This is a genomic window from Pseudorhodoferax aquiterrae, assembly GCF_014652235.1.
GTDB classification, from domain to species: Bacteria; Pseudomonadota; Gammaproteobacteria; order Burkholderiales; family Burkholderiaceae_C; genus Pseudorhodoferax; species Pseudorhodoferax aquiterrae.
Genome location: NZ_BMYK01000003.1, coordinates 1 through 13179, shown reverse-complemented (window position 1 = coordinate 13179; position 13179 = coordinate 1). Strand labels below are relative to the sequence as shown.

Sequence of the window (13179 nt, the reverse complement as noted above, 5' to 3'; positions counted from 1 at the left end):
GCCGCCCACCATGAACACCTCTCCCGCGCAGACCACCAAGTTCGCAGACAAGCGCGAGGCGCTGATCGCCTCGGCATCGGGCCTGCTCAACGAGCACGGCATCCGCGGCACCACGCTGTCGGCCGTGGCCGAGGGCGTGGGCCTCGTCAAGAACAGCGTCACCTACTACTTCCGGCGCAAGGAAGACCTGGCAGCCGCCTGTTACCTGCGCAGCATCGAGCTCTACAACCGTCTGACCGAGCAGGCCATGGCGCAGACCGGCCTGCCCGCACGGCTGGCCGCGCTGCTGCACGCGCACGCGCAGGTGCTCGCGGCCGTGGAGCAGGGGCAGCATGCGCCCGTGACGCGCTTCCACGACCTGCGCGCACTGCGTGGCGAGCACATGGCGCCCGTGTACGCGGCCTACGAGGACATGTTCCGCCGGCTGCGCCGCCTGCTCAACGACGAGGCCACGGCCGACCGCAGCGCCGCCAACGCGCGCACCCACATCGTGCTGGGCGTGGTCAACGCGCAGCGCGTCTGGCTGCTGCGGCACGAGCCCGAACGCTTCGGCGCCGTGGTCGACGGGATGCTGGGCCTGTTGCTGCGCGGGCTCATGGCGCCCGGTGCACGCTGGCAGGCCGAAGGTTGCGAGGCGCATTGGCAGCTCGGCTCGGCCGACCTGTCGCCTTCGGCGGCCTTCCTGCGCACGGCCACCCAGCTCATCAACGAGCAGGGCTACCGCGGCGCCTCGGTCAACCGCATCGCGGAGCGGCTCAACATGACCAAGGGCGGCTTTTACTACCACAACGAGACCAAGGACGACCTCGTCGCCTGCTGCTTCGACCAGACCTTCGCCATCGTGCGCCAGGCACTGGCCCAGGCCGAGCAGGAAGACGCGAGCGGCTGGGAGCGCCTGTGCGCCGTGCTGCGCGCGCTGGTGCTGTTCCAGATCACGCCGGACGGAAGCCCGCTGCTGCAGTGGTCGGCCGTGCCGACGCTGCCGGACGCGGCCGAGCGCAGCCGCATCCGCCAGGCCCTGGGGCGCATCGGCGAGCGGCTGTCCTCGCTCGTGGTGGGTGGCATGGTGGACGGTTCGATCCGGCCGCTGGACCCGATGCAGGCGGCGCAGCTGGCCATGGTGGGCATCAATGCCGCGGCGGAGCTGCAACGCTTCGTGCCCGGCACGACGCCGCAGGCGGCCGTCGCGCTCTACGTGCGGCCGCTGCTGATGGGGCTGGAGTGAACGTCAGGCCGGCAGGCGGGCGCGGCGCTGCAGGGCCTCGGTCGACAGCACGGTGATCTGCGCCTCGCGCGTGTCGAGCACGCGCAGGCGGCGCAGGTCCTGCATGCCCTGGTTCAGGCGCTGGCGGCTGGTGGCGACGAGTTGCGCAAGGTCGGTCTGCGTGAGCGGCAGCGCGATGCGAAAGCCTTCTTCCTGCGGCTGGCCGAAGCGCTGGCCCAGGTCGAGCAGGCAGGCGGCCAGGCGCTGGCTCAGCGGCGCGCTGGCGGCCTGCAGCACGGCCTCCATGGCGGCGCGCTGGCGCACGGCGCTCCAGCGCAGCAGCGCGTGGCGCAGGTCGGCATGGGCGGCGGTGAGCCGGCGCAGCGTGTCCAGGCGCAAGGACACCAGCACCGAGTCGGCATGGGCATGGGCGCTGCAGGCTTCGGCCAGGCGGCCCAGGGCCGGACCTTCGCCGAACCATTCGCCCGGCGCGACGAGGGCGGCGCTGAGCTGCCGGCCCGAGGCGCTCACACTGCCCAGGCGCACCGCGCCGCTGGCCACGCCGTACCAGAGCACGCTGTCCTCGCCCTGGTGCAGCAATTGCTCGCCGGCTGCGACCTTGGTGACGCCGAGCGCTGCCATGAACGCCTCGCGCGCGGCCTCGCCCACGCCGGCCAGCCAGTCGGCGGCCAGCAGCGTGCGTTGGTGGGTCGGCGAAATGACGGACGGGCGCGGGCGCTCCAGCGTCCACGAGCGATGCTGCGCGCTGGAGCCGGGCTCGGGGCGCCAGACCAGGGCGTGCAGCGGAGCGAAGCGGTCGGAGACGGCGGGGTGCGTCGGTGCGTGCAGGGTCACGGATGGCTCGGGCTGAAGAGGGACAATGGCCCGCTGGCGGCAGGCCGGGAAGGCGCCAGCTTGCCAGCGCACTTGCGCGAAGGCGAATGCAATGTGCGCATCACGCGGTATTTGCCGCGTGCATAGCCTGCCCACCCCTGGCGAGACCATGCAACTGTCCCGAATCGACCTGAACCTGTTCGCCGTGTTCGACGCGATCTACCGCGAGCGCGGCATCACGGCGGCCGCGCGCCAGCTGCACCTGTCGCAACCGGCTGTGAGCCACGCGCTGGCGCGGCTGCGCGAGCTGCTGGGCGATCCGCTGTTCGAGCGCCAGGGCAACGTGATGATCCCCACGCCCATGGCGCGCGGCCTGGCCGGCACGGTGCGGGCCTCGCTGGGCGGCCTGGATCAGGCGCTGCGCCAGGTCGGGCAGTTCGATCCGGCCAGCAGCCAGCGGCTGTTCAAGGTCGCCACGAGCGGCTCGGCCGAGCTGTCCTTCCTGCCGGAACTGGCGGAGCGCGTGGCGCGCGAGGCGCCCGGCATCCGGTTGGCGACGGTGCGCGCCGACCGCGGCAACCTCGAGGAAGACCTGCGCAGCGGCGAACTCGACCTGGCGCTGGACATCGGCCTGCCGCTGACGGCCGAGATCCGCCGTCAGCAGATCGGCACGAGCGAGCTGGTGGTGCTGGCGCGAGTCGGGCACCCGGCCATCGGCCCGGGTTTTGACATGGAGGCCTACCTGGCGCAGGAGCATGTGCTGGTGACGGGCCGGCGGCGCGGCGTGGGGCTGGAAGACGTGGCCCTGGGCCGGCTGGGCATGCGGCGCCGCATCCGCGTGCGCTGCCAGCGCCATGCGGCGGCCAGCGCCATCGTCGCGCGCACCGACCTGCTGGCCACCATGTCGCGCTCGCAGGCCGCGCTGGACGACGCCCAGGCCGGCATCCAGGTGCTGGCCTTGCCGGTGGTGCTGCCGGCGCTGGAAACCTTTCTGTACTGGCACGCGACGGCCGATGCGGACCCGGCCTCGCAATGGTTTCGCAGCGCGATGCTGCAGGCGCTGGAGGGCTGACCGGCCCGGGCGCGACAGCGTGCTGGCTGACACGGGGGCTGGCATGGCCCATGCTATTCTTGCCGCGCCATCGTCGCCGGAGGGCTCCCACAGCCTCGAACGGCGCGGCAAGAACCATCTTCCGCCGGCCTGCGCCGGCATTGCCCAGAACATCACATGATTCTTGTCACCGGCGGTGCCGGCTACATCGGCTCCCATGTCTGCGTGGAATTGCTGCAAGCGGGCCACGACGTCACCATTTTTGACAATTTTTGTAACAGCAGTCCCGAGTCGGTCGCGCGCATCGAGCGCATCGCCGGCAGGGCGCCCAGACTGGTGCGCGGCGACATCCGCGACGGTGCCGCGCTCGCCGATGCACTGAAGACGAGCGGTGCGCGCGCCGTGATCCACTTCGCGGGGCTCAAGGCCGTGGGCGAATCGGTGCAGCAGCCGCTGGCCTACTACGACAACAACGTGGTGGGCACCTTGCGCCTGCTGGAGGCCATGCGCGCCTGCGGTGTGCAGCAGGTGGTGTTCAGCTCCTCGGCCACCGTCTACGGCGACCCGCAGCGCCTGCCGCTGACCGAGGACCACCCACTGTCGGCCACCAACCCCTATGGCCGCAGCAAGCTCATGATCGAGGACATGCTGCGCGACCTGCAGGCGAGCGACGCGTCCTGGCGCATCGCCATCCTGCGCTACTTCAACCCGGTCGGTGCGCATGCCAGCGGCCTGATCGGCGAAGACCCGCGCGGCGTGCCGAACAACCTGATGCCTTACGTGGCGCAGGTGGCGATCGGCCGGCGCGAGCAACTGCAGGTCTGGGGCAACGACTACCCGACGCCCGACGGCACGGGCGTGCGCGACTACATCCACGTGGTGGACCTGGCCATCGGCCACCTGCGCGCGCTCGAGCGCCTGCAGGCGCAGGAAGGCGGCCTGACCGTCAACCTGGGCACCGGCACCGGCTACAGCGTGCTGGACATGGTGCGCGCCTTCGAAGAGGCCAGCGGCAGGCCCGTTCCCTACAAAATCGCCCCGCGCCGTCCCGGCGACGTGGCCTCCTGCTATGCCGACCCGGCCCAGGCGCTGGCCGTGCTGGGCTGGCGTGCCGAGCGCGACCTTGTCGCCATGTGCCAGGACGCCTGGCGCTGGCAGAGCGGCAACCCGAACGGCTACACCGCCTGAACCCGATTCCAACTCCGTCTGAAGCAACCATGCTGATCCAACCTGTTGTTCTGTCCGGTGGCTCCGGTACCCGCCTGTGGCCGCTGTCGCGCGAGAAGTACCCCAAGCAGCTGCTTCCGCTGATCGGCGACGATTCGCTGCTGCAGGCCACGGTGCGCCGTGTCGAGGGCCTGGCCGGTGTGTCCGTGGCCGCGCCCATGGTGGTCTCCAACGAGGAATACCGCTTCGTCATCGCCGAGCAGCTGCGCCTGATGGGCAAGCCGGGCACCATCGTGCTGGAGCCCGTGGGCCGCAACACCGCGCCCGCGCTGACGCTGGCCGCGCTGGCGGCCCGCCGCGACGGCGCCGACCCGGTGCTGCTGGTGATGCCGGCCGACCACGTGATCGTCGACGTGGCGGCGTTCCAGACCGTCGTGGTGCAGGGCGCCAAGCTGGCCGAGGCCGGCGCGGTGGTGACCTTCGGCATCACGCCCGACACGCCCGAGACCGGCTATGGCTACATCCAGTCCGGCGCGGCCTTCGAGGGCGGCGCGCACCGCATTGCGCGCTTTGTCGAGAAGCCCGACCGCGCCACGGCCCAGGGCTACCTGGACGCGGGCGGCTATGCCTGGAACAGCGGCCTGTTCATGCTCAAGGCCTCGGTCTGGCTGGCGGCCATCGCGGCCTGCCGCGCGGACATCCTGTCCGCCTGCGAAGCGGCCTTCGCCAAGGGCTCGGCAGACGGCGAATTCCTGCGCGTGGACAAGGCAGGCTTCACGGCGTGCCCGAGCGATTCCATCGACTACGCCGTCATGGAGCGCCTGGCTGCCGGTGGTCGCGAGGACCTGCCGGCCGGCGTGGTGCTGCCGCTGTCGGCCGGCTGGTCCGACGTGGGCGCCTGGGACGCGCTGTGGCAGGTGCTGCCCAAGGACGAGAGCGGCAACGTGCAACAGGGCGACGTGCTGCTGCACGACAGCAAGAACACGCTGGCACTGTCCGAAGGCCGGCTCATCGCCTGCGTGGGCGTGGAGAACCTGATCGTCGTCGAGACCGCCGACGCAGTGCTGGTGGCGAACAAGGACAAGACCCAGGACGTCAAGAAGATCGTCGATGCGCTCAAGCGCGAGGGCCGCTCCGAAGGCCAGCTGCACCGCAAGGTGTTCCGGCCCTGGGGCTGGTACGACAGCGTGGACAACGGCGCGCGCTTCCAGGTCAAGCGCATCGTGGTCAAGCCGGGCGGCCAGCTCTCGCTGCAGATGCACCACCACCGTGCCGAGCACTGGATCGTGGTGTCGGGCACGGCCAAGGTCACCCGCGACAAGGAAAGCTACCTGGTCTCCGAGAACGAGTCGACCTACATCCCACTGGGCTCCACGCACCGGCTGGAGAACCCGGGCCGCCTGCCGCTCGAGATGATCGAGGTGCAGTCGGGCAGCTACCTCGGCGAAGACGACATCGTGCGCTTCGAGGACGTCTACGGCCGTTCGCAATGAACATCGCTAGCACGCCCGCTGTCCAGGCCGCCACGGCCAGCGCCGCATCGCAGTCGTTGCCGACCGATGCGGTGCAGGCCAGCGTGCAGCTGCGCGTGCTGAAGAAGGCGCTGGATGTGCAGGAGATCGCGGCGGCGCAGCTGCTGGCGTCGCTGCCGCCGCCACCGCCCGTGCCGCAGGGCATGCTGGGCACGCGGCTCGACGTCTACGCCTGAGCCGCGGCGCCTGCCGCTTGAACCGGCTCAGCCGGTGTTGCGCAGCCCGGCCGAGATCCCGTTGATGCAGATGTGGATGCCGGTGCGCACGCGCTCGTCGGCCTGGCCGGCGCGGTAGCGCCGCACCAGCTCCACCTGCAGGTGGTGCAGCGGGTCGATGTAGGGGAAGCGGTGGCGGATCGAGCGCTGCAGCGCCGCGTTGCCCGCCAGGCGCTGCTTCTCGCCCGTGATCTGCGCCAGCGCCTGGGCCGTGCGCTGCCACTCGGCCTCGATGGCACCGAACACCTTCTTGCGCAGCCGCGCGTCGCTCACCAGTTCGGCGTAGCGCGAGGCCAGCTGCAGGTCGCTCTTGGCCAGCACCATGTCCATGTTGGACAGCAGCGTGCGGAAGAAGGGCCATTGGCGGTACATCTTCTGCAAGAGGGCCAGGCGGTCCTTGGCGCCGGCGGGCTTGCGGGCGGCGGCGCCGTCCTGCCCGTCGCCGGCCAGGAAGCTCTCCACCGCCGAGCCGAAGCCGTACCAGCCCGGCAGCGTGAGCCGGCACTGGCCCCAGCTGAAGCCCCAGGGGATGGCGCGCAGGTCCTCGATCTTCTGGCTGGCCTTGCGCGAGGCGGGGCGCGAGCCGATGTTGAGTTCGGCGATCTCGCGGATCGGGGTGGACTCGAAGAAGTAGTCGGTGAACCCGGGCGTCTCGTAGACCAGGTGGCGGTAAGCGCGCATGCTGGCTTCCGACAGCACCGCAGCGGCCTCGAGGAAGGCCGGCGTGGCGGCCTTGGTGGGCTGCAGCAGCGTGGCCTCCAGCGTGGCGGCGACCAGGGTCTCCAGGTTGCGCCGGCCGATCTCGGGGTTGGCGTACTTGGAGCCGATCACCTCGCCTTGCTCGGTCAGTCGGATCTGGCCGCGCACGGTGCCGGGCGGCTGCGCCAGGATGGCCTGGTAGCTCGGGCCGCCGCCGCGGCCCACGGTGCCGCCGCGGCCGTGGAACATGCGCAGCGTGATGTCGTGGCTGCTGGCCAGTTCGTCGAACAGTTCCACGAGCGCGAGCTCGGCGCGGTAGAGCTCCCAGTTGCTCGTGAAGATGCCGCCGTCCTTGTTGCTGTCCGAGTAGCCCAGCATGATGTCCTGCTCTCCGCCCGAGCGCTGCACGAGCCGCGCGATGCCCGGCAGCGCGTAGAACTCGCGCATGATGGGCGCGGCGTTGCGCAGGTCCTCGATGGTTTCGAACAGCGGCACCACGATGAGGTCGCAGCGGGCGCCTTCACCGCGCGCGCCCCTGGTCCTGGCTTCGTCCAGCAGGCCCTGCATGAGCCCCACTTCCTTTTGTAGCAGCAGCACCTCCAGCAGGTCGCTGACGGTCTCGGTGTGGCTGATGATGTAGTGGCGGATCGCGTTGCGGCCGTAGCGCTGCAGCACGCTGCGCGCGTTCTCGAAGATGGCGAGTTCGTGGCGGGCGAGATCGGAGTACTGCGCGCCCAGCACGCGCAGCGGGCGTGCGTCGTTGAGCAGGCGCAGCAGCAGTTCGCGCTTGGCGGCTTCGTCGAGCGCGGCGTAGTCGGGCTCCAGGCGCGCCGTGGCCAGCAGCTCCGCCACCACCTCTTCGTGCTTGTCCGAGCTCTGGCGCAGGTCCAGCGTCGCCAGGTGGAAGCCGAACACGTCCACGGCGCGGATCAGCGGGTGCAGGCGCTGCGCCGCGAAGGCGCCGCCGTGGTGCGACTTGAGCGAGGCCTCGATGGTGCGCAGGTCGGCCAGGAAGTCTTCGGCCTGGAGGTAGGGGTTCTGCGGCGCCACGGCATGGCGCGCGGCGTCGCCGCCCGTCAGCTGCTTGAGCGTGGCCGCCAGGCGGGCGTACATGCCGGTCAGCGCGCGGCGGTAGGGCTCGTCCTTGCGGTGCTCGCTGGTGTCGGGCGAACGCTCGGCCAGGGCCTGCATCTCGGCCGGGATGTCGACCAGCCGGGCCGACAGCGAGAGCTCTGCGCCCAGGTGGTGCACCTCGGTCAGGTAGTGGCGCAGCGCCATCTCGGCCTGGTGGCGCATGGCGTACTCCATGGTCTCGGCGCTGACGTTGGGGTTGCCGTCGCGGTCGCCGCCGATCCACTGGCCCATGCGCAGGAAGCTGGCCACGCTCTGGTTGCCGAGCTCGCGCTCGAGCTGCGCGTAGAGCTTGGGGATCTCGCGCAGGAAGGTGGCCTCGTAGTAGGACAGCGCGTTCTCGATCTCGTCGGCCACCGTGAGCTTGGAAAAGCGCAGCAGCCGCGTCTGCCACAGCTGCATCACGCGGGCGCGCAGCTGGGCCTCGTTGGCCGCCAGCTCGCGCGGGGTCAGCGCGTCGCGGCCCGTGCCCGAGAGCTGGGCGCGCAGGCGGATCTCGTCGCGCGCGGCCAGCAGCTGGGCGATGTCGCGCTCCGCATCGAGGATGCTCTTGCGCTGCACCTCGGTCGGGTGGGCCGTCAGCACGGGCGAGACATAGCTCGTGGCCAGCGTCATCGCGATGGCCTTGGGCGAGATGCCGGCCCAGCGCAGGCGCGACAGCGCCACGTCGATGCTGCCCTCCTGCGTGTTGCCGGCGCGCTCGTGCACGGCGCGCCGGCGGATGTGGTGCCGGTCCTCGGCGAGGTTGGCCAGGTGGCTGAAGTAGGTGAAGGCGCGGATCACGCTGACGGTCTGGTCGGCCGTCAGGCTCTTGAGCAGCTTCTTGAGTGCCTTGTCGGCCTCCTCGTCGGCATCGCGGCGAAAGGCCACCGAGAGCTTGCGCACCTGTTCGATGAGTTCGAAGGCCGGGGCGCCGTCCTGCTCGCGGATCACGTCGCCGAGCAGGCGGCCCAGGAGGCGGATGTCCTCGACCAGCGGGCGCTCGATGTCGCGTGCCGCGGCGCGGCTGCGCTGTGGTGCTTCCGTGGTGGCAGGGGCTGCGGCCGCAGCGGAAGGGGAGGGCGCCTGGTCTTGTGTTTTCATGTTGGAACGAGGGCTGTGCGAGCGCTCTGCAAGAAGAATGCCATGCCCGGACTGGGGTTGACCCCATGCTAGCATCCGGCCCCCGCGGCCGATTACGGACTGGTTACCTGCGTGCGCTCTTCTCCCTCTTCCACCATCGTCATCGCCACCCGGGAAAGCCGCCTCGCCCTGTGGCAGGCCGAGCATGTGAAGGCCTTGCTGGAGCAGCGCGGCCATACGGTCGAACTGCTGGGCATGACCACGCGCGGCGACCAGATCCTGGACCGCACGCTGAGCAAGGTCGGTGGCAAGGGGCTGTTCGTCAAGGAACTCGAGACCGCACTGGAAGATGGCCGCGCGGACATCGCCGTGCATTCGCTCAAGGACGTGCCCATGGAGCTGCCGGCCGGTTTCGCGCTGGCCTGCGTGCTCGAGCGCGAGGATCCGCGCGACGCCTTCGTCTCGCCACGCTACGCCAGGCTCGATGACCTGCCGCTGGGTGCCGTGGTCGGCACGTCCAGCCTGCGCCGCACGGTGCTGCTGCAGGCGCTGCGGCCCGACCTGGACATCCAGCCGCTGCGCGGCAACCTGGACACGCGCCTGCGCAAGCTCGACGAGGGCCAGTTCGCGGCCATCGTGCTGGCGGCGGCCGGCCTCAAGCGCCTGGGAATGGCCGACCGGATCCGCGAAGTCTTCGCGCCCGAGCGCATGCTGCCGGCCGCGGGCCAGGGCGCGCTGGGCATCGAGGTGCGGTCCGACCGGGCCGATCTGCTGGCGGTGCTGGCTGCGCTCGCGCACACGCCGACCTGGCTGGCCACCGCCGCCGAGCGCGCCGTGAGCCTGGCCATGGGCGGCAGCTGCTCGATGCCGCTGGCCGCCCATGCGCAATGGCTCGATGGCGAGCTGCAGCTGCGTGCCGAGTGGGGCGACCAGGACGTCAAGGGCGCGATCGTGCATGCGCAGTCGAACGGACCGGCCGACGGCCTGCCCGCGGCGCAGGCGCTGGGCTGGCAGGTGGCCCAAGCCCTGCAGGCCGGCGGTGCCCGCAAGGCCGTCTGAGCGCCGCATGCGCGTGCTCGTCACGCGGCCGCAGCGCGAGGCGCTGCGCTGGTGCGCCCAGCTGCGCGACCGCGGATTCGCGGCCGAAGCGCTGCCGCTGATCGAGATCGCCCCCGCCGACCCGGCCCCGCTGGCGGCGGCCTGGGCGCGGCTCGCGGACTGCCGCGCCGCCATGTTCGTGAGCGCCAATGCGGTGCAGGGCTTCTGCGCTGCGCGTCCCCAGGGCCAGGCCTGGCCTGCGCAGACGGCGGCCTGGGCCACCGGCCCTGGCACGGCGCGCGCGCTGCGCGAGGCCGGCGTGCCCGCGCACGCGCTCGTGGCGCCGGCCGCCGACGCACCGCAATTCGATTCCGAGGCCCTGTGGCAGCTGGTCGGCCAGGACCCCGGCCTTGCCGGGGCGCGTGTGCTGATCGTGCGCGGCACCGATGCCGACGGCCGCCTGGCGGGACGGCCCTGGCTGGCCGACCGGCTCGGGGCGGCCGGTGCGCAGGTGCAGGCGCTGGCCGCCTACACGCGCCGCCCGCCGAGCTGGGACGCGGCCACCCGTGCCCATGCCGCAGCCGCCACCGATGCGCTGTGGCTGTTCAGCAGTTCGGACGCGGTGCGCCATCTGCAGCAGTTGCTGCCCGATGCCGACTGGCATGCCACGCGCGCGCTGGCCACGCATGGCCGCATCGCCGAGGCGGCGCGCGCGGCCGGTTTCGGCCGTGTCGACACGGTGCGCCCCGCCCTGGAGGACGTGGTCGCGTCGATAGAATCCGCCCGATGAACGCTGCCGAGCTGTCTTCAGAACCCCAGCCGGGCCAGGCCGCTGCAGGGCCTGCCCCCCACACCAGGCCGCCGGCCACCACTGCGATTCGGGCGCTCGTGCTGTTCCTGGCCTTGCTGGCCGTGCTCGCCCTGGCGGCGGTCGGCCTGCTCTGGCAGAAGGTGGGCGGCATGCAGGAAACCCTGGCGCGCCAGAGTTCGGACACCCAGGCCCGGGCCATGGAAGCCCGCGCCGCGGCGCGCGAAGCCGCGGATCTCGCGCGCGAGACCGCTGCGCGCCAGGCCGTCACCGACACCAAGCTCGGCGAGGCCACGCTGCAGCGCAGCCAGATCGACGAGCTGCTGGCCAGCCTGTCGCGCTCGCGCGACGAGACCCTCGTCATCGACCTCGAATCCTCGCTGCGCCTGGCGCAGCAGCAGGCCCAGCTCACGCTGAGCGCCGAGCCCCTGCTGGCCGCGCTGCGCACGGCCGACCAGCGCCTGGAGCGCGCGGCCCAGCCGCGGCTGGAGCCCGTGCGCCGCGCGGTCGCGCGCGACACCGAGGCGATCCGCTCCACGCAGATCACCGACACCCAGACCATCCTCGAGAAGCTCGACGACCTGGTGCGCCAGATCGACGACGTGCCCCTGCTCAATGCCGTGCTGGCCGCCAACCTGGCCAAGGGGCAGGCGCAGGCCGAGCCGCCCTCCGAACACTGGTGGCTGCGCATCTGGCAACTGGTGCGGGCGGAGGCCGTGCGGCTCATGCGCGTGTCGCGCATCGACCAGCCGGAGGCCGCGCTGCTGGCGCCCGACCAGGCCTACTTCCTGCGCGAGAACCTCAAGCTGCGCCTGCTCAACGTGCGCATGGGCCTGCTGGCGCGCCAGTTCCCCTCGGCCCGGGCCGACGCGGCCGGGGCCGCTTTCATGCTGCACCGCTATTTCGATCCGGCGGCGCGGCGCACGCAGCAGTTCGCCAACACCTTGTCCGAGGTGCAGGCGCAGCTCAAGGCCGTGGAGCTGCCGCGCATCGACGAGACGCTGTCGGCCCTGGCCACGGCGGCAGCGGGGCGCTGAACCGCATGATGCGCGCCCTGCTGTGGTTCCTCGCGCTGTTCGGCCTGGCGGCTGGTGCCGCGCTGCTGGCCGGCAACAACCAGGGGACGGTCACGCTGTTCCTGCCGCCCTACCGTGTCGACCTGTCGTTGAATCTGGTGCTGGCCACGCTGGCGCTGGGCTTCGTGTTGCTGCACCTCGCGCTGCGCGGGTTGTCGGCCCTGTTGTCCATGCCGCGCCAGGCCCAGCGCTGGCGCCTGCAGCAGCGCGAGCGCGCCATGCACGCCGCCGTGCTGGACGCGCTGACGCACCAGCAGGCCGGCCGTTTCCTGCGCGCGCGCAAGGCCGCCGAGGCGGCGTTGCAGCAGGAGGAGATGCTGGCCGCCAGCGGCCATCCGGTCCAGCACGCCGGCAAGCTGCGCGCCACCGCCCACCTCGTGGCCGCCGAGAGCGCCCATGCACTGCAGGACCGCACGACGCGCGAAACGCACCTGCAGCAACTGCTCAAGGAAACCGAGGTGCGTGAGGCGCAGGAGACCCGCGAAGGCGTGCAGCTGCAGGCCGCGCGCTGGGCGCTGGCCGACCGCGACCCGCAGGCCGCGCTGCAATGGCTGGACGCGATGCCCCAGGGCGCCGCACGCCGTACGCTGGCGCTGCGTGCCCGGCTCAAGGCCACGCGGCTGTCGCGCCAGACCCTGCCGGCGCTGGAGACGGCGCGGCTGCTGGCCAAGCACCGCGCGTTCTCGCCCGAGGCTGCGCACCTGATCTTGAAGGGCCTGGCGCTGGAGCTGATCCAGGGCGCGCACGACCCCGTGCAGCTGCAGCGCGCGTGGGCCGAACTGGAGCCGGCCGAGCAGACCATGGCGGAGGTGGCGATCCAGGCCGGCCACCGGCTTGCCGCGCTCGAGGGCGACGTGGCCTTGTCGCGCCAGTGGCTGGCGCCGGTGTGGGAGGAACTGGTGCGCGCGCCCAACCTGCGCGAGCAGGTGCCGGTGTTGGTCAAGCTGATCCATGCGCTGGAAGAAGGCTTCGGTGCCGAGGCCGGCGCCAGCGACCTGCAATGGCTTGAACGCATCGAGGCGGCCCAGCGCCAGCATCCCGAGAGCGCCGAACTCCGGTACCTGGCCGGCATCGCCTGCCTGCGCCACCAGCTGTGGGGCAAGGCCCAGCAACTGCTCACGCAGGCCCAGGGCCGCTTGCAGGACGCCGAACTGCGGCGCAATGCCTGGCGCGCGCTGGCAGCCCTGGCCGAGCAGCGCGGCGACAGCGCTGCTTCGCAGCAGGCGCTGCGCGAGGCTGCACTGCTGTAGCGCCAGCCGCACTGGGGCCTGGCCGGACAAGGCAGGCAAAAAAAAAGACCGCCCCACGAGGCCAATGCCAGTCAGTTAAGCGCTGACTGGCATTTTCTTTGGTGGGTACTTG

General features: G+C 71.6%; 11 protein-coding genes. 9 read left to right on the top strand and 2 right to left on the bottom strand.

Going from position 1 to position 13179, the window contains the following annotated elements:
* Positions 1-10: 10 nt before the first annotated feature.
* On the top strand, positions 11-1225 hold the full coding sequence (locus IE209_RS05355; protein WP_189685940.1) for a TetR/AcrR family transcriptional regulator: 1215 nt from the start codon (positions 11-13) through the stop codon (positions 1223-1225).
* 3 nt (positions 1226-1228) lie between these two features.
* Here IE209_RS05355 and IE209_RS05350 read toward each other — a convergent pair whose 3' ends face one another.
* Positions 1229-2059: a Crp/Fnr family transcriptional regulator gene (locus IE209_RS05350; protein WP_189685939.1), complete on the bottom strand. Its 831-nt coding sequence runs from the start codon at positions 2057-2059 to the stop codon at positions 1229-1231.
* 148 nt (positions 2060-2207) lie between these two features.
* On the opposite strand from IE209_RS05350, the gene IE209_RS05345 reads away from it, so the two are divergent.
* The 4 genes from IE209_RS05345 (at position 2208) to IE209_RS05330 (ending at position 5964) form a co-directional block, all read left to right on the top strand.
* A complete protein-coding gene (locus IE209_RS05345; protein ID WP_189685938.1) occupies positions 2208-3110 on the top strand; it encodes a LysR family transcriptional regulator in 903 nt (300 codons plus the stop codon).
* A 156-nt stretch (positions 3111-3266) separates the two neighbouring features.
* Entirely contained in the window at positions 3267-4277 is a 1011-nt protein-coding gene (galE, locus tag IE209_RS05340) for a UDP-glucose 4-epimerase GalE (protein WP_189685937.1), read from the top strand.
* 29 nt (positions 4278-4306) lie between these two features.
* Entirely contained in the window at positions 4307-5749 is a 1443-nt protein-coding gene (locus IE209_RS05335) for a mannose-1-phosphate guanylyltransferase/mannose-6-phosphate isomerase (protein ID WP_189685936.1), read from the top strand.
* Positions 5746-5964, top strand: coding sequence for a putative motility protein (locus tag IE209_RS05330; RefSeq protein ID WP_189685935.1), 219 nt, complete (start codon positions 5746-5748; stop codon positions 5962-5964). Before IE209_RS05335 ends, IE209_RS05330 begins: the two co-directional genes overlap by 4 nt.
* Before the next feature lie 27 nt (positions 5965-5991).
* Here the strand turns inward: IE209_RS05330 and ppc are convergent, their stop codons facing one another.
* Positions 5992-8916, bottom strand: a complete 2925-nt coding sequence (gene ppc / locus IE209_RS05325) for a phosphoenolpyruvate carboxylase (RefSeq protein WP_189685934.1) — start codon at positions 8914-8916, stop codon at positions 5992-5994.
* A gap of 111 nt (positions 8917-9027) precedes the next feature.
* On the opposite strand from ppc, the gene hemC reads away from it, so the two are divergent.
* The 4 genes from hemC to IE209_RS05305 are packed head-to-tail and all read left to right on the top strand — an operon-like array spanning position 9028 to position 13067.
* Positions 9028-9954: a hydroxymethylbilane synthase gene (gene hemC, locus IE209_RS05320; RefSeq protein WP_189685933.1), complete on the top strand. Its 927-nt coding sequence runs from the start codon at positions 9028-9030 to the stop codon at positions 9952-9954.
* Between the two features lie 7 nt (positions 9955-9961).
* Positions 9962-10723, top strand: a complete 762-nt coding sequence (locus tag IE209_RS05315) for a uroporphyrinogen-III synthase (RefSeq protein WP_189685932.1) — start codon at positions 9962-9964, stop codon at positions 10721-10723.
* Positions 10720-11778, top strand: coding sequence for a uroporphyrinogen-III C-methyltransferase (locus tag IE209_RS05310; protein ID WP_189685931.1), 1059 nt, complete (start codon positions 10720-10722; stop codon positions 11776-11778). Before IE209_RS05315 ends, IE209_RS05310 begins: the two co-directional genes overlap by 4 nt.
* A gap of 8 nt (positions 11779-11786) precedes the next feature.
* On the top strand, positions 11787-13067 hold the full coding sequence (locus IE209_RS05305) for a heme biosynthesis HemY N-terminal domain-containing protein (protein WP_189685930.1): 1281 nt from the start codon (positions 11787-11789) through the stop codon (positions 13065-13067).
* The last annotated feature ends 112 nt before the right edge of the window (positions 13068-13179 follow it).

What these genes read in the sequence shown, in the direction of transcription:
- IE209_RS05355 (WP_189685940.1), top strand. Translation starts at nt 11, where the DNA reads ATGAACACCTCTCCCGCGCAGACCACCAAGTTCGCAGACAAGCGCGAG.
- IE209_RS05345 (WP_189685938.1), top strand. Translation starts at nt 2,208, where the DNA reads ATGCAACTGTCCCGAATCGACCTGAACCTGTTCGCCGTGTTCGACGCG.
- galE (WP_189685937.1), top strand. Translation starts at nt 3,267, where the DNA reads ATGATTCTTGTCACCGGCGGTGCCGGCTACATCGGCTCCCATGTCTGC.
- IE209_RS05335 (WP_189685936.1), top strand. Translation starts at nt 4,307, where the DNA reads ATGCTGATCCAACCTGTTGTTCTGTCCGGTGGCTCCGGTACCCGCCTG.
- IE209_RS05330 (WP_189685935.1), top strand. Translation starts at nt 5,746, where the DNA reads ATGAACATCGCTAGCACGCCCGCTGTCCAGGCCGCCACGGCCAGCGCC.
- ppc (WP_189685934.1), bottom strand. Translation starts at nt 8,916, where the DNA reads ATGAAAACACAAGACCAGGCGCCCTCCCCTTCCGCTGCGGCCGCAGCC.
- IE209_RS05315 (WP_189685932.1), top strand. Translation starts at nt 9,962, where the DNA reads ATGCGCGTGCTCGTCACGCGGCCGCAGCGCGAGGCGCTGCGCTGGTGC.
- IE209_RS05310 (WP_189685931.1), top strand. Translation starts at nt 10,720, where the DNA reads ATGAACGCTGCCGAGCTGTCTTCAGAACCCCAGCCGGGCCAGGCCGCT.
- IE209_RS05305 (WP_189685930.1), top strand. Translation starts at nt 11,787, where the DNA reads ATGCGCGCCCTGCTGTGGTTCCTCGCGCTGTTCGGCCTGGCGGCTGGT.